This is a genomic window from Nonomuraea sp. bgisy101 (assembly GCF_057708945.1).
In genome coordinates, this window is sequence record NZ_JBYITD010000006.1 from 144,908 (window position 1) to 159,376 (window position 14,469).

Genomic DNA, 14,469 nt, shown 5'->3' on the forward strand with positions numbered 1-14,469 from the left:
GATTCCGTCATGGCCACCAGAGATGTCGAGAACGGTCCGGTTCTCGGCACCCCGGACGACTTCAGCGACCGCCCGGAACGGCAGGGCAGGTTCGTCGTCCACGTCGTGATCGGAGTACTGGTGGCGATCATCGCAGGTGGCTGGGGCTACGTGATGTGGTCGGCCACCGGCAACGTCGGGGTCACCAAGCAGGTCATCGCCTTCGACGCGACCAGGCCCGAGTCCGCAGAGATCACTTTCGAGATCGCCAAGCCCGCCGACAGGGCGGCGGTGTGCCGGTTGCGCGCCACCGACGCGAACCATGTAGAAGTCGGCAGCAAGGAAGTAAAGATTCCCGCCGGCGAGGGGTATACCCGACTGAAGGAGAGCTTGGACACCAGTGGCCAGGCCTCTTCAGTCCACATCCAGTACTGCAATCTCGTATAGTGAGACATTTGGGGAAGCGTTCGACCGTGTAAAGTTGTTAGTCTTTCGCGATTCGCGAACCCAAGTGAACTCAGGGCCCCCTAAGGAAGCAAGGAGAACCCGTGGCCGACTCTCGCGATGAGAACGTCACCTGGCTGACGCAGGAGGCGTACGACCGCCTGAAGGAGGAGTACGACTACCTTTCGGGCCCGGGCCGCGTTGACATCGCCAAGAAGATCGAGGCTGCTCGCGAAGAGGGCGACCTGCGTGAGAACGGCGGCTACCACGCGGCCAAGGACGAGCAGGGCAAGATCGAGGCGCGCATCTACCACCTCAGGCAGCTCCTGGACAGCGCCAGGGTGGGCGAGGCCCCCAAGACGGAGGGGGTGGTGGGTCCCGGCATGACCGTCACGATCCGCTTCGAGGGTGACGACGACGAGGTCACCTTCCTGCTCGCCTCTCGCGAGGAGACCGGCGCGCCGATCGACGTCTACTCTCCCAAGTCTCCTCTTGGCGCCGCGATCAACGGCAAGAAGATCGGGGAGAAGGCGACCTACGCCATGCCCAACGGCCGTCAGAACACGGTCGAGATCCTCGAGGCCGTGCCGTACATCGGCAACTGAGCAACGGAGAGACGATCCGCCGGGCCGCTGGCCCGGCGGATCTTCAGCGTGCGGGCGGCGGGATCAAGCAGGATCTCTCGTTCCTGGTGCACGGCGACCGCCGCCCGGCGCCTCCTCCCGGCATGTACGGCCACCGCCCGCGCAGACCGCCGCGCGGCCACAGGCTCGTGCCGTTCATCGCGGTGACACTGGCCATGGTGATCGCCGCCGACGTGGCCTTACTCGGTGAGTTCTCCGACCCGGAGCCTCCCTCGGCCGCCGTGACGGCCAAGAAGCTGGCCCCCCAGGAGAACACGGTCGCCGAGAGCAAGACGGCGCCTCCCGTGCAGCCGCTCGGCAAGCTCCGCTCGCCGAGCGTGTTCGTGGTCACGCGCAAGCCCTTGCAGCGCGCCACGATGGAGAAGGTCGTCAAGGTCAAGGGCATCCAGGCAGTCGAGCTCGCCGACGCCGCGTCCGTCCAGATCGACGGCAAGCGTGTGCAGACGCTCGGCGTCGACCCCTCCAGCTTCAGGGCGTACACGCCCAAGGTGACCGCCAAGTCCGACGGCCTGTGGGCCAACATCGCGGGCGGTGACGTGGCGGTCTCGTTCGTCCTCGGCAACGACGGCGGGCTCACGCTCGGTCGCAGTGTGCCGGGGCCGGGCGGCCAGCTCAGGATCGGCGCCTACGCGACGATGGGCATGGGCGCGGTCGACGCCGTCGTCTCCAGGGACAAGGCCCGTTCCCTCGGCTTCCCGCAGAACAACGCGATCGTGGTCAGCGCCCCGAAGGCCGACACCTCCGCCCTGCGCAGGGCGCTGCTGCGGGTGCTGCCGAAGGGCTCGCAGGTCGCCGCGATCAACCCGGTACTGGCGGCGCCGAAGCAGGTGACGCAGTGGAGTTCGGGGTCGTTCATGTCGGCTTCGCAGCTGACCACCGCGTTGCAGGCGGCGGCCGGCAAGCTGGGCAGGCCGTACGTGTGGGGGGCCGAGGGGCCGGACACCTTCGACTGCTCGGGCCTGGTGCAGTGGGCGTTCGCCCAGGCAGGGGTGCGCATGCCGCGCGTCACCCACCAGCAGTGGGTGACAGGGCCGCAGGTGAAGCTGTCGCAGGCGCAGCCGGGCGACCTCATCTTCTGGCGGAGCGACCCGACCAATCCCGGCTACATCTCCCATGTGGCGATCTATTGGGGTAACGGCAAGGTGCTGCAGGCGCCCAGGACCGGTGACGTGGTGAAGATCTCGCCGCTCAGCACACGCAACCTCGCGGGCATCGTCCGCGTGAGCCCGGTCATCGCGGCCCGCGTTCGCTGACAGCGTTCCATCGACAGGACGGCCAAGGCTGGTTCTTGCCCTGTGCGTGTGTAATTCTAATTACATGGATACTGACGAAGCAGCCAGCACGCTGCGCGGGTGGTTCACGGGACGCCTGCCCGAGGCCTGGTTCACCGGTCCCGTCACCATCGTCCTCGACCGCGAGGAGATCGCCGTGCTCGGCACCCTGCCCGAGCCCACGGCCGAGTCCGACGCCGAGAAGGCCGCCACGATCGACGGCCTCATCAGGCGCTTCCGCGAGGAGACCAGGGAGCGCCGCATCGAGATCGCGGCGGAGGCCGAGCGGAAGTTCCGCCGCAAGGTCTCCTGGGGTGTCGTCTGCGGCGACGAGACCGTGATGTTCACCACACTGTCCGTGCCCGTCATGACCCGTCTGCGCCAGTCGGAGCGGCAGGTGCTCGACACCCTGGTCTCCGCGGGCGTGGCCCGCAGCCGCAGCGACGCGCTCGCCTGGTGCGTACGGCTGGTCGGCAAGAACACCGACACCTGGCTCACCGAGCTGCGCGACGCGCTCCAGCACGTCGACCGCATTAGAGCAGCTGGTCCATCGGGAATGGACTGAACCAATGCGGGAATTGGTGTAGACCTTTCCTCTTGGTCTGGACCAATTTCCGTTCTTTAAATCGCTTCGCGATGGGTAGGTTCCCCCTCCATCAAGGCCACTGCCTGCGCAAAGGTCTACTCCAATTAGCCTTTGTCGGCATTAGTCGTTAATGATGACGTGGCCCAGAAAAGAGTGGAGGAGCCACCACCGTGTCCCTTTCCGTGGAAGTACCCACCCCGACGACCAACCAGAAATTGGTCGACTGGGTGAACGAGATCGCCGCCCTGACCCAGCCCGCCAGGATCGAATGGTGCGACGGGTCCGAGGCCGAATGGACGCGCCTGACCAACCTGCTCGTGGACCAGGGAACCTTCACCCGGCTCGCCAAGCGGCCCAACAGCTTCTATGCCAAGTCCGACCCGAGCGATGTCGCCCGCGTGGAGGACCGCACCTACATCTGCTCCGAGCGCGAGGAGGACGCGGGTCCCACGAACAACTGGATCGCGCCCGCCGAGATGCGCGAGACCTTCGGCGAGCTGTTCAAGGGCTGCATGCGCGGGCGCACGATGTACGTGGTGCCGTTCTGCATGGGGCCGCTGGGCGGTGACATCTCCCAGCTCGGTGTCGAGATCACCGACTCGCCGTACGTCGCGGTGTCCATGCGGATCATGACGCGCATGGGCGCTGAGGCGCTCCGGCTGATCGAGCGGCGCGGTGACTTCGTGAAGGCGGTCCACTCCGTCGGCGCGCCCCTCGCCGAGGGTCAGCAGGACGTGCCGTGGCCGTGCAGCACCACCAAGTACATCAGCCACTTCCCCGAGACCCGCGAGATCTGGTCGTACGGCTCCGGCTACGGAGGCAACGCGCTGCTCGGCAAGAAGTGCTACGCGCTGCGCATCGCCAGCGTGATGGCCCGCGACGAGGGCTGGCTGGCCGAGCATATGCTCATCCTCAAGCTGACCCCGCCCTCGGGCGAGACCCGCTACGTGGCCGCCGCGTTCCCGAGCGCCTGCGGCAAGACGAACCTCGCCATGCTCCAGCCCACCATCCCTGGCTGGAAGGTCGAGACGATCGGCGACGACATCGCGTGGATGCGTTATGGCGCCGACGGCAGACTGTATGCCATCAACCCGGAGGCCGGATTCTTCGGCGTCGCGCCCGGCACCGGCCAGACCACCAACGCCAACGCCGTGAAGACGCTCTGGGGCAACAGCATCTTCACCAACGTCGCGCTCACCGACGACGGCGACGTGTGGTGGGAGGGGCTCACCGACGAGCCGCCCGCGCACCTGACCGACTGGAAGGGCCGTTCGTGGACGCCGGACTCCGATGAGCCCGCCGCCCACCCGAACGCCCGCTTCACCACGCCCGCCTCCCAGGCGCCCACGATCGCGCCCGAGTGGCAGGACCCCAAGGGCGTGCCCATCTCGGCGATCCTGTTCGGCGGCCGCCGCGCGACCGCGGTGCCGCTGGTGACCGAATCGCTGAGCTGGCAGCACGGCGTCTTCCTCGGAGCCAACGTCGCCTCCGAGAAGACCGCCGCCGCCGAGGGCAAGGTCGGCGAGCTGCGCTACGACCCGTTCGCGATGCTGCCGTTCTGCGGCTACAACATGGGCGACTACTTCGGCCACTGGCTGTCGATCGGCCGACGCGAGGGCGCGAAGCCGCCGCGCATCTACTACGTGAACTGGTTCCGCAAGGACGACTCGGGCCGCTTCATCTGGCCGGGCTTCGGCGAGAACAGCCGCGTGCTCAAGTGGATCGTCGACCGGCTGAACGGCCAGGCGGAGGCCGTGCCGACGCCGATCGGCCTGCTGCCGAAGGAGCTGGACACCGAGGGTCTCGACCTGCCGGAGGAGGACCTGCGCACGCTCCTCACCGTCGACCGTGAAGTGTGGAGGGAGGAGGCGGCGCTGATCCCCGCGCACTTCGAGAAGTTCGGCGACCACCTGCCCAAGGAGCTGTGGAGCGAGTACGAGGCGCTCCTCGACCGTTTGTGATGTCGTCGCCATGCCGGGCGCCACGGTCCGGCATGGCTTGGGACAGTTCTTCCGTGCGCCATGCACCGGCCGTCCGTGCTCTTCCTGCGCCGGACCGGTTTGAGGGAAACTTCTGAAGGGGCACCGCGCGTCTCATAGGGAGACGGTTCTCCTTCCCTTCAGGGAGGCAGTGCATGGAATTTGTTCTGTTCGTCCTGGCGTTACTCCTGGCCGTCGCGGTCACCAGCGCCGCATCCTCCCTCAGGCGGGAGCACGCGCGAGTCCGAGAGGTCGCCGCCAACGTCGGCGGCGGCGAACTCGGCCACTACGAGCTCGCCTACCTCGCCGGCGGCCCCCGGCGGGTCGTCAACACCGCGATCGCCCTCATGGCCAGGGCCGGCGCGCTGCGGATCTCCAGGGGCGGCCTGGTCCACCACGTGGCGGGGGCAGGCTCGAGCGACCCCGTCGAGCAGGCGGTGCTCGCCGCCGTCGCCGCCAGGCCTGGCGGCGCCTCGATCGGCACGCTGCGCCACGACATCGGCAACGGGCCCGTCATGAACGATCTGCGGCACCACCTGACGGCGGTCGGCCTGCTCGTGCCCGACGGCTCCCTCGTGCCGGTGCGCACCCGCCTGACCCGCCTGTCGGGATGGTCCGGTCTCGCGGCCGTCCTCGGAATCTTCACGCTGGTCATGATGATCTCCGGCACGGTGCCGGCCGAGCTCGTCACGGTGCTGACGCTGCTGATCTGCGCCGGACTCTGGCTCGGCGGACGCGCCGTCGTCCGCCGGCAGCGTCGCGCGCTCGCCGACCTTCTGAGCGCCGCAGGCCGGCTCGAGCTGTCCAGGGCCCAGCAGCGGCACGTACGGGGCGCCGGCCGCTCCCACGCCCCCGACCTGGCGTTCGCCATCGGCGTGCCCGTCGCCCTGTACGGCCTGAGCGAGCTCGACGACCCGTCCCTCAGGCAGGAGCTCGAGGACGACGTCCACGCCAGGACCTCCTCGTCCTCCTCGGGCGGCTGCGCGTCAGGCTCCTGCGGCGGCGGGTCGAGCTCCGACATCAGCAGCGGCGGAGGCGACTTCGGCGGATCCTCCTCCGACGGAGGCGGCGGGTCCAGCTGCGGCGGCGGCTCCGGCTGCGGTGGCGGGTGCGGCGGCGGCTGCGGCGGCGGGTGAGCGGTGAAGTCCACCGACCACAGGCTCGGCGTGGGCATCGGCTGGCGGCCCGAGATCGACCTGACCGTCGAACGCCTCCCGGACGTCGACTTCGTCGAGGTCGTCGCCGAGAACATCAGGCCCGTCGCGCTCCCCGAGTCGCTGCGGGTGCTGCGCCAGAGAGGCGTCCCCGTGATCCCGCACGGCGTCGGCCTCGGCCTCGGCGACGCCGCCCCTCCCGACCCCGTACGCCTGGCACACCTGGCGGCCTGCGCGAAGGCCCTCGAATCGCCCCTGGTGAGCGAGCACCTGGCGTTCGTGCGCGCGGGCGGGATGGAGGCGGGGCACCTGCTGCCCGTCCCGCGCACCCGCGAGAGCCTCGCGGTCGTCGCCGAGAACATCATGCGCGCCCAGGACGCGCTGCCCGTCCCGCTGGCGCTGGAGAACGTGGCGGCCATCTTCGGCTGGCCCGAGGACGAGCTGACCGAGGCCGAGTTCCTCGGCGAACTCGTCGACCGCACAGGCGTCCAGCTCCTCGTCGACGTCGCGAACCTCTACACCAACCAGGTCAACCTCGGCCTGTCCGCAGTGGAGGCGCTGGACGTGCTGCCGCTGGCGTCCCTCGCCTACGTGCACGTGGCGGGAGGGCACCTGCACGACGGGGTCTGGCACGACACCCACGCCCATGCGGTCCCCGACCAGGTGCTGGACGTGCTGGAGGAGCTGTGCGCCCGCGTCGCGCCGCCGGGCGTGCTGCTCGAGTGGGACGACCACTACCCGAGCGACGCCGCCCTTGCCGCCGAACTCGACCGTGTCCGCACGGCGATGGCCACGGGCGGCCGCCGCCTGACGGGCTCGTAGGGCCGCGATGACCACCGCACGACGAGCCCCGGAGCCCGCAGCCGAGCAGGCGGAGACGGCGGCCTCCGAGGCGCCCGCCGCCGGGGCACCGCGCACGGACCCGGTCACCACGTCCGCCGGTGGAGAGGTGCTGCGCACGGACCCGGTCACCGCGTCGGTTGGTGGAGGGGTGCCGCGTACGGACCCGGTCACCGCGTCGGCCGGTGGAGGGGTGCCGCGGGCGGGGTCGGGTGTCGTGCCGGTTGGTGGGGCGGCACTGCGGGCGGGTCTGGGGGCCGCGTCGGCCGGCCGGAAGACGCGGAAGACGCGGAAGACGGGGGAGACGGGGGAGACGGCGGTGGAGGACGTGCGGGCGCGGTTGGAGGCCGCGCAGGCGGGCGTGGTCGCGGCGCTGGTCGCCGGGGGCGCGCCGCCCGCCGGGTTCGACGAGGTACGGCTGGCCGTCCAGGCGCGGAGCCTGCTGGGCAAGCGGCGCGGCATCGTGGCCAGGCTCCGTCCCGACGCGGCCGCCGCGGCGGGGCCCCGGCTGGTCGACGAGTTCGCCGCCTACGCGGCCGCCCGCACAGAGCCCCCGCCGAGGTACCGCGCCGACGCCGACGACTTCGCCGACTGGTTGCGCGCCCGGGGGATCCTCCACGACCCGGCACCCGCCCAGAGCCCCCGCACCCGCTGGCCCTTCTCACTCCGCCGCCGCTGAGCCGGGGCATCCACCCTCAGGAGGACCTCCCGGTCGCACCTGACCTGGAGGGTCGGTGCCGACGCTCCCGCCGGGTCTCCTGGACGAGCCTGACCTGGGGAACTGGGCCTTCCAGCCGCACCTGATCTGGGGAGCCGGTGCAGACGCTCCCGCCGGGTCTCCTGGACGAGCCTGACCCGGGGAGCCGGGTCTCCCGGCCGCACCTGGCGTGGGGAGCCTGCGTCGGCGCTCCCCGCCGGCGGCGTGTCCCAGAGCCGCGATCGGCGAGGGCCTCGCCGTGCCGTCCGTCGTGTCGAGCGATCGGCGAGGGCCTCGCCGTGCCGTCTGACGCGTCGAGCGGTCGGCGTGCCTGGGCCATGGGCGACGGGCGGGAAGGCGGGTCTTGCCGGAGCCAGGCAGACATCCTATGTTTGCCGCGTGATAGTCGACGCACACCAGCACTTCTGGAACCTGGAGACCGGCGCCTACGCCTGGCCCACCCCCGAGCTGCCGGCGATCCACCGCACCTTCGCCCCCGAGGACCTCGCTCCCGAGCTGGCCGCCGCGGGCGTCGACAGGACGGTCGTGGTCCAGGCCGACGACTCCTTCTGGGAGACAGACGCGATGCTCGCCCTCGCCGAGGCGCACGACTTCATCGCGGGAGTCGTCGGCTGGGTCCCGCTCGACCGTCCCGAGGAAGCGGCCGCGGCGCTCGACCGCTACCTCAGACATCCGAAGTTTTCCGGTGTCCGGCACCTCATCCACACGGAGCCGGATCCCGACTGGCTGGTCCAGGACGCCGTGCTCGAAGGGCTGGGGCTGCTGGCCGAGGCGGGCGTGCCGTTCGACGTGGTGTCGCTGTTGCCCCGGCACCTGGAGCACGTCGTCACGATCGCGGAGCGTCATCCGACGCTGAACGTCATCGTCGACCACCTCTCCAAGCCCAGGATCGCCGCTCACGAGCTCGAGCCGTGGGCCTCCCTGCTGCGCGCCGCCGCGGGCTGCCCCAACGTGCACGCCAAGGTGTCGGGCCTGGTCACCGAGGCCGACCACGGGAGCTGGACGGTGGAGGACCTGCGGCCCTACGTGGAGCACGCGGTGGAGGTGTTCGGCCCCGACCGGCTGATGTTCGGCAGCGACTGGCCCGTGGCGCTGCTGGCGGCCGACTATCAGACGGTCTTCACGGTGTACAGGGCGCTTCTGGGCGGGGTCGACCAGGACAAGGTGCTCGGCGGTAATGCTGCCCGTTTCTATGGGTTTAGCGAGATTTAGGACGGATAACTTCTGTCCATGGGGGGACTACGCTGCGTCGACGGCTCATATCTGAGTGTCACACCCGTGGTGTGCACGGACAGCCTCGGCGTGCCGTACGAGGTCACCCTGGCGCTGCATCGCGACGGCGCGCCGTACGGGATGGTGGGGGAGCGGTGCGGCTGGTTGCTCGCGCGGCTGGCGCGCGGGGTGTGGGCCGCCCGCGCGGGGCGGGAGCAGGCGTGGACGTGGCCGGATCCCGACGACAGGTTCCCCGGCGACGAGCCGGACGGTGAGCTGTTCGCCTTCAGGTACCGGACCAGGTCGCAGGTGGTGGGCGGCGGTGAGCTGCGCTGCCAGCTGCGAACCCTTCCCATCTGGGTGCCCGGGCGCGACGGCGGCGGCGAGTGGCGCGTGACCAGGCGGGCCTACGTGGAGGCGTGGGGTCCCGCGGGAATCGGGATGCGGGCGGTGCTGACTTCGGGCGAACTCGCGGAATTCGTGGAGTCGCTGGTCGCAGAGGCGGAAGGGGCATTGGAGCCCCAGGAGCTCGCAAGGAATCCGATTGAGGGGGCCAGCAGTCTCGAAAGGCGGTGATAATTGCCTGTTAGGTCGTGAGTCGACCACAAAGGCACAGCACCGCTGGGGAGGGACTCCGTGGGCCTGCGCGATCTGGTCTACCGGCTGTACGAGCGCCGGTTGGAGGCCAAGCTGTCAGCTGACAGCGACAACTTCCCCCGCCATGTCGGGGTCATCATCGACGGCAACCGCCGTTGGGCGCGCGCGATGGGCATGCGCGACGTCAGCAAGGGGCACAGGAAGGGCGCCGACAAGATCTCCGAGCTGCTCACGTGGTGTCGTGAGGCGGGCGTGGAGGTCGTCACCGTCTGGATGCTGTCCAGCGACAACCTCAACAGGCCCAAGGAGGAGCTCGAACAGCTCCTGAAGATCATCGAGGACGTCACGCAGGAGCTGGTGGACGAGGGCTGGCGCATCAGCCCCGTCGGCGCGCTGGATCTCCTCCCAGCCAGGACGGCGAATGTCCTGAAAAACGCAAAAGAAGTCACATCACACCGTCCAGGGCTGATTGTGAACGTTGCGGTTGGGTATGGAGGAAGACGTGAGATTGCCGATGCGGTGCGCTCACTCCTTCAGGAGCACGCCAGCAAGGGGGCGAGCATCGAGGACCTGGTCGAGGTTCTCGATGTGGAGCACATCGCGGAGCATCTCTACACTCGCGGCCAGCCCGATCCCGACCTCCTCATCAGGACGTCGGGCGAGCAGCGACTGTCAGGCTTCATGCTCTGGCAGAGCGCCCACTCCGAGTTCTACTTCTGCGAGGCCTACTGGCCTGACTTCCGCAGGGTCGATTTCCTGCGGGCGCTGCGCGACTACGCCGCGAGACACCGACGTTACGGGTCCTGAGACAAGTTCACGAACAGCTCGTGAACAGACGCTTGGCCGCTTCGGTGGCGGGTATTCAGGACCTAACGTTGCAAGTGGCCGACCACAGGCCGGTCACTCCGGAGAGGGCCCGCCTTTGCGCATAGACCTGCCGAGGGGGGCCGGTACCCGGCGCCTCTCGCGGGTGCGGGTCCGGTCCGAATTCCCGCCTCGTCTGCAGGGCGCCCATTCCATGGGGCGCCCGGGGGAGAACGTGTGGCAGTGTCCTCGAGCAACTACCCCACCACCAAGCGCACCTACGTGCTGGACACGTCGGTCCTGCTCGCCGACCCGGCGGCGATGACCCGCTTCGCCGAGCATGAGATCGTCCTTCCGATCGTCGTGATCACGGAGCTGGAGGCCAAGCGGCACCATCCCGAGCTCGGCTACTTCGCACGCAAGGCACTGCGCTACCTCGATGACCTGCGGGTGAAGCACGGCAGGCTCGACGAGCCGATGCCGGCGGGCGAGGGCACGATCAGGGTCGAGCTGAACCACAGCGACCCGTCGATCCTGCCGGTCGGGTTCAGGCTCGGCGACAACGACACCCGCATCCTCACCGTGGCGCGCACGCTCGCGGCCGAGGGCAAGGACGTCGTGCTGGTGTCCAAGGACCTGCCGCTGCGGATCAAGGCCGCCTCGGTCGGCCTGTCGGCGGAGGAGTACCGCGCCGAACTGGTCGCCGAGTCGGGCTGGACCGGCATGGCCGAGATCCAGGTCACCGCCGATGACGTCGGGGCGCTCTTCGAGCACGGCACGGCCGACCTGGAGGAGGCGCGGGAGCTGCCCACGCACACCGGCCTGAGGCTGCTGTCCAGCAGGGGCTCGGCGCTCGGCAGGGTGCTGCCCGACAAGTCCGTACGGCTGGTCCGCGGCGACAGGGAGGCGTTCGGCCTGCACGGTCGCTCGGCCGAGCAGCGCATCGCCCTGGACCTCCTCATGGACCCCGAGGTGGGCATCGTGTCCCTCGGCGGAAGGGCGGGCACCGGCAAGTCGGCTCTGGCGCTCTGCGCGGGCCTCGAGGCCGTTCTGGAGCGCCGCCAGCACCGCAAGGTCGTGGTGTTCCGCCCGCTCTACGCGGTCGGCGGTCAGGAGCTCGGCTACCTGCCAGGCACCGAGGGCGAGAAGATGGGCCCGTGGGCGCAGGCCGTCTACGACACGCTGGGCGCGGTGACCACGCCCGAGGTGATCGAGGAGGTCCTCGACAGGGGCATGCTGGAGGTCCTGCCGCTCACCCACATCCGCGGACGCTCGCTCCACGACGCCTTCGTGATCGTGGACGAGGCGCAGTCGCTGGAACGCGGGGTGCTGCTGACGGTGCTGAGCCGGATCGGGGCCAACTCCCGGGTCGTGCTCACCCATGACATCGCCCAGCGCGACAACCTCAGGGTCGGCAGGCACGACGGCGTGGTTGCGGTGGTGGAGAAGCTCAAGGGCCACCCGCTGTTCGCGCATGTGACGCTGACCAGGTCCGAGCGCTCGCCGATCGCCGCGCTGGTGACGGAGATGCTGGAGGACATCACCCTGTAGACGGGCTCAGGAGGGCGCGCCCGCGGGGACCAGGTCGTGGAACTCCCCGCAGGTGCGCCTTCCCGTCGTCGACGACGGTGAGACGCTCCTGGTGATGTTCACCTGCACCTTGGCGACCTCGGGGCGCATCCGCGCCGTGCACACGATCTGGGCGAGCGCCACGCGGCTCAGCTCCCTCTCGCCCTGCAGGGTGACGTAGAGGACGAGGCTCTTGTTCTCCGGGTCCATGCGCTGCGTCCGCTGGCCCATGGGCTCGGAGTCGACGTCCTGGTAGCGCATGCCGTACAGGTCGGTGTCCTGGCCGGACTCCACAGGGTGGTTGGCGAGGTCCATCAGCGTGCGCATGAGGTCCTCGGTGGTCTTGCTCGCCACCCTGACCTCCTGCAGCGCCAGGCGTCCCTTCTTGATCAGGTAGATCTTGGCCCAGATCGGCTCGGTGCTGATCACGGGCGCCGACGTGAGGGTGGCGACCGGGCTGGGCGTGATGCCGCACCCGGGGAGCAGCAGCAGGGCGGCCAGAAGGAACGGCAGGCGTCTCATGGGTGGGGCAGCCAGACCGTGAAGAGGGTGCCGGGCTTCTGCGACCGCACCGAGATCGTGCCGCCGTGCAGGTGGGCGTTGGCCCGCGCGATGGACAGGCCGAGGCCGCTGCCCTGGCTGCGGACGCGGCCGGTGCCCGCCTTGAAGAACCGGTCGAAGACGTGCGGCAGCGCGTCCGCGGGGATGCCGTCGCCGTGGTCGCGCACCTTCACCTCCAGTCCGTTGGGCGTGCTGCGGGCGGTGACCAGGACGGGCGGGCCGCCGTGCTTGAGCGCGTTGCCGACCAGGTTGGCCACGATGACGTCGAACCTGCGGGGGTCGACGTTGACGACGACACCCGTGGGCGCCTGCACCCTGACGTCCTCGCCCCAGCCGCGCATCTCCAGGCTGTCGCTGATGGCGTCGGCGACGTCGACGGATTCCAGCGCCAGCGTGGCCGTGCCCGCGTCGAACCTGCTGACCTCGATGAGGTGCTCCACCAGCTCTCTCAGCCGCTCCACCTCCGACAGCACCAGCCTGACCGCCTGGGCGGGCTGCTCGGGCAGCCGGTCGGCCTCCTCGGACAGCATGTCGGCCACCGCGGTCATCGCGGTGAGCGGGGTGCGCAGCTCGTGGGAGACGTCGGCGACGAACCTGCGCGACATGGCCTCCAGCGCGCGCAGTTCGGAGACGCTCAGTTCGAGCGCGGCGGCGGCGTCGTTGAAATGCGCGGTGAGCTCGGACAGCTCGTCCTTGCCGTGGACGGGCAGCCGCGTGTCCAGCCTGCCGCGGCCGAGCGCCTGGGCGGCGGCGCTGAGCCTGCCGACGGGAAGGAGCACGTGCCTGGCCGACACCAGCGCCACCGTCAGCGCGATGAGCAGGGTGATGGCGCCCGCCTGCGCGAAGGCCTCCCTGAGGTTGGACAGCGTCCGCTGCTCCTCGCTCAACGACACGTACTCGAACACCAGCAGCCCCGTGGGCCTGGGGACGTCGTCGATGCCGGAGCGGTAGACCTGCGTGCCCAGCACGAGCCACAGCTCGCCGTCGATGATCCTGCGCTGGCTGACGAGCTTGCGGAGCGCCTGGCCGCGCAGCTCTCCCGTGACGTCGTCGGGGCCGAACGCGCCCGCCTCGTCGCGGTAGTAGAGACCCCGGTACTCCAGGAGCGCGTGCCTGTCGGGCCCGGACAACGAGTTGGCGAGGTTGTTCAGCTCCTCGCCGCTCGGCGGCACCTCGCCGGGGCGCAGCGCCCCGACGGCGAAGTCGATGCGACGCAGGTCCTTGGTGAGGTTGTCGACCGCGTCCCTGGTGGTCCTGTCGATCAGCGCGCCCTTGGCCAGTTCGAAGCCGATGCCGGCGACCAGGGCGGAGGCCGCCACGGCGACCACGGTGAAGGTGATGACGAGTCGGCCGCGCAGGCCGGTGAGGAACGCGATCACGGGGGGCTGAACCGGTAGCCGAAGCCGCGCACTGTGTGGATGAACGTCGGCTCGGCCGGCCTGGGCTCGATCTTCGCGCGCACCCGCTGGACGCAGGCGTCGACCAGGCGGGAGTCGGCCACGTGGGTGTGGTCCCAGACCACGCGCAGCAGGTAGCGCCGGTTGAGCACCTGGCCGGGATGGCGGACCAGTTCCAGCAGCAGGCGTAGCTCGGTGGGGGTGAGGTGGATCTCCTTGCCCGCCAGGCTGACCTTCAACGCGCCCCTGTCGATGACCAGGTCGCCGAAGGTGATGCGGTCGGAGGTGCTCGACTCGGCCCTGCGCAGGATCGCCCTGATGCGCGCGTCGAGCACGCGGGGCTCGACCGGCTTGACCACGTAGTCGTCGGCGCCCGCCTCCAGGCCGACGACCACGTCGAGGTCGTCGCCCCTGGCGGTGAGGAGGATGACGGGCAACTGGTCGAGCCTGCGGATGCGCCTGCAGACCTCGACGCCGTCGATGCCGGGCAGCATGACGTCCAGGATGGCGATCTCGGGCCTGCGCGATCTGACGTGGTCGAGGGCCTCCTCGCCGGTCGCGTAGGAGGTGACGGAGTGACCTTGACGGGTCAGGGCCAGCTCGAGCGCGGTCCGGACGGACGGGTCGTCTTCGACGAGGAGGATTCCTGCCACGCGCACATTATTCTTCCAACCTGGGCACATACGTTCCGTGTCATGAAACTGTGACATGTCA

15 protein-coding genes are annotated in these 14,469 nt (G+C 69.7%); 12 read left to right on the plus strand and 3 right to left on the minus strand.

Annotated elements, in window-relative coordinates; translation table 11 throughout:
- Positions 1-9: 9 nt before the first annotated feature.
- From AC3EO4_RS13470 to phoH2, 12 genes are all read left to right on the plus strand, one after another.
- A complete protein-coding gene (locus tag AC3EO4_RS13470) occupies positions 10-426 on the plus strand; it encodes a DUF4307 domain-containing protein (protein WP_379583755.1) in 417 nt (138 codons plus the stop codon).
- 101 nt (positions 427-527) lie between these two features.
- Entirely contained in the window at positions 528-1,028 is a 501-nt protein-coding gene (gene greA, locus AC3EO4_RS13475; protein ID WP_379583757.1) for a transcription elongation factor GreA, read from the plus strand.
- Positions 1,029-1,150: 122 nt separating this feature from the next.
- On the plus strand, positions 1,151-2,320 hold the full coding sequence (locus AC3EO4_RS13480) for a C40 family peptidase (protein ID WP_431895704.1): 1,170 nt from the start codon (positions 1,151-1,153) through the stop codon (positions 2,318-2,320).
- A 64-nt stretch (positions 2,321-2,384) separates the two neighbouring features.
- A complete protein-coding gene (locus AC3EO4_RS13485; RefSeq protein WP_379583761.1) occupies positions 2,385-2,903 on the plus strand; it encodes a hypothetical protein in 519 nt (172 codons plus the stop codon).
- 191 nt (positions 2,904-3,094) lie between these two features.
- Positions 3,095-4,885, plus strand: a complete 1,791-nt coding sequence (locus tag AC3EO4_RS13490; RefSeq protein ID WP_379583762.1) for a phosphoenolpyruvate carboxykinase (GTP) — start codon at positions 3,095-3,097, stop codon at positions 4,883-4,885.
- 173 nt (positions 4,886-5,058) lie between these two features.
- Positions 5,059-6,039, plus strand: a complete 981-nt coding sequence (locus AC3EO4_RS13495; protein WP_431895706.1) for a TIGR04222 domain-containing membrane protein — start codon at positions 5,059-5,061, stop codon at positions 6,037-6,039.
- Between the two features lie 3 nt (positions 6,040-6,042).
- Entirely contained in the window at positions 6,043-6,879 is an 837-nt protein-coding gene (locus AC3EO4_RS13500; protein WP_431895708.1) for an MbnB/TglH/ChrH family RiPP precursor modification enzyme, read from the plus strand.
- Between the two features lie 7 nt (positions 6,880-6,886).
- A complete protein-coding gene (locus AC3EO4_RS13505; RefSeq protein ID WP_431895710.1) occupies positions 6,887-7,576 on the plus strand; it encodes an SCO6045 C-terminal-like domain-containing protein in 690 nt (229 codons plus the stop codon).
- Positions 7,577-7,993: 417 nt separating this feature from the next.
- On the plus strand, positions 7,994-8,827 hold the full coding sequence (locus AC3EO4_RS13510; RefSeq protein ID WP_431895712.1) for an amidohydrolase family protein: 834 nt from the start codon (positions 7,994-7,996) through the stop codon (positions 8,825-8,827).
- A gap of 18 nt (positions 8,828-8,845) precedes the next feature.
- Positions 8,846-9,403, plus strand: a complete 558-nt coding sequence (locus AC3EO4_RS13515) for a hypothetical protein (protein ID WP_431895714.1) — start codon at positions 8,846-8,848, stop codon at positions 9,401-9,403.
- Between the two features lie 60 nt (positions 9,404-9,463).
- Positions 9,464-10,231 (plus strand): isoprenyl transferase, encoded by a 768-nt coding sequence (locus tag AC3EO4_RS13520; RefSeq protein ID WP_379583014.1) that lies wholly within the window; start codon positions 9,464-9,466, stop codon positions 10,229-10,231.
- A gap of 279 nt (positions 10,232-10,510) precedes the next feature.
- Positions 10,511-11,779: an RNA 5'-3' helicase PhoH2 gene (gene phoH2, locus AC3EO4_RS13525; protein WP_379583434.1), complete on the plus strand. Its 1,269-nt coding sequence runs from the start codon at positions 10,511-10,513 to the stop codon at positions 11,777-11,779.
- A 6-nt stretch (positions 11,780-11,785) separates the two neighbouring features.
- On the opposite strand, the gene AC3EO4_RS13530 is transcribed toward phoH2, so the two are convergent.
- The 3 genes from AC3EO4_RS13530 to AC3EO4_RS13540 are packed head-to-tail and all read right to left on the minus strand — an operon-like array spanning position 11,786 to position 14,408.
- Positions 11,786-12,319 (minus strand): hypothetical protein, encoded by a 534-nt coding sequence (locus tag AC3EO4_RS13530; protein WP_379583016.1) that lies wholly within the window; start codon positions 12,317-12,319, stop codon positions 11,786-11,788.
- Positions 12,316-13,737: an ATP-binding protein gene (locus tag AC3EO4_RS13535; RefSeq protein WP_431895716.1), complete on the minus strand. Its 1,422-nt coding sequence runs from the start codon at positions 13,735-13,737 to the stop codon at positions 12,316-12,318. Before AC3EO4_RS13535 ends, AC3EO4_RS13530 begins: the two co-directional genes overlap by 4 nt.
- Entirely contained in the window at positions 13,734-14,408 is a 675-nt protein-coding gene (locus AC3EO4_RS13540) for a response regulator (protein ID WP_379583020.1), read from the minus strand. The genes AC3EO4_RS13535 and AC3EO4_RS13540 overlap by 4 nt, the downstream gene beginning before the upstream one ends.
- Between the last annotated feature and the right edge of the window lie 61 nt (positions 14,409-14,469).

Coding starts and splice junctions, on each gene's coding strand:
- AC3EO4_RS13530 (WP_379583016.1), bottom strand. CDS start 12,319: ATGAGACGCCTGCCGTTCCTTCTGGCCGCCCTGCTGCTGCTCCCCGGG.
- AC3EO4_RS13470 (WP_379583755.1), top strand. CDS start 10: ATGGCCACCAGAGATGTCGAGAACGGTCCGGTTCTCGGCACCCCGGAC.
- AC3EO4_RS13495 (WP_431895706.1), top strand. CDS start 5,059: ATGGAATTTGTTCTGTTCGTCCTGGCGTTACTCCTGGCCGTCGCGGTC.
- AC3EO4_RS13480 (WP_431895704.1), top strand. CDS start 1,151: ATGTACGGCCACCGCCCGCGCAGACCGCCGCGCGGCCACAGGCTCGTG.
- AC3EO4_RS13485 (WP_379583761.1), top strand. CDS start 2,385: ATGGATACTGACGAAGCAGCCAGCACGCTGCGCGGGTGGTTCACGGGA.
- AC3EO4_RS13505 (WP_431895710.1), top strand. CDS start 6,887: ATGACCACCGCACGACGAGCCCCGGAGCCCGCAGCCGAGCAGGCGGAG.
- AC3EO4_RS13515 (WP_431895714.1), top strand. CDS start 8,846: ATGGGGGGACTACGCTGCGTCGACGGCTCATATCTGAGTGTCACACCC.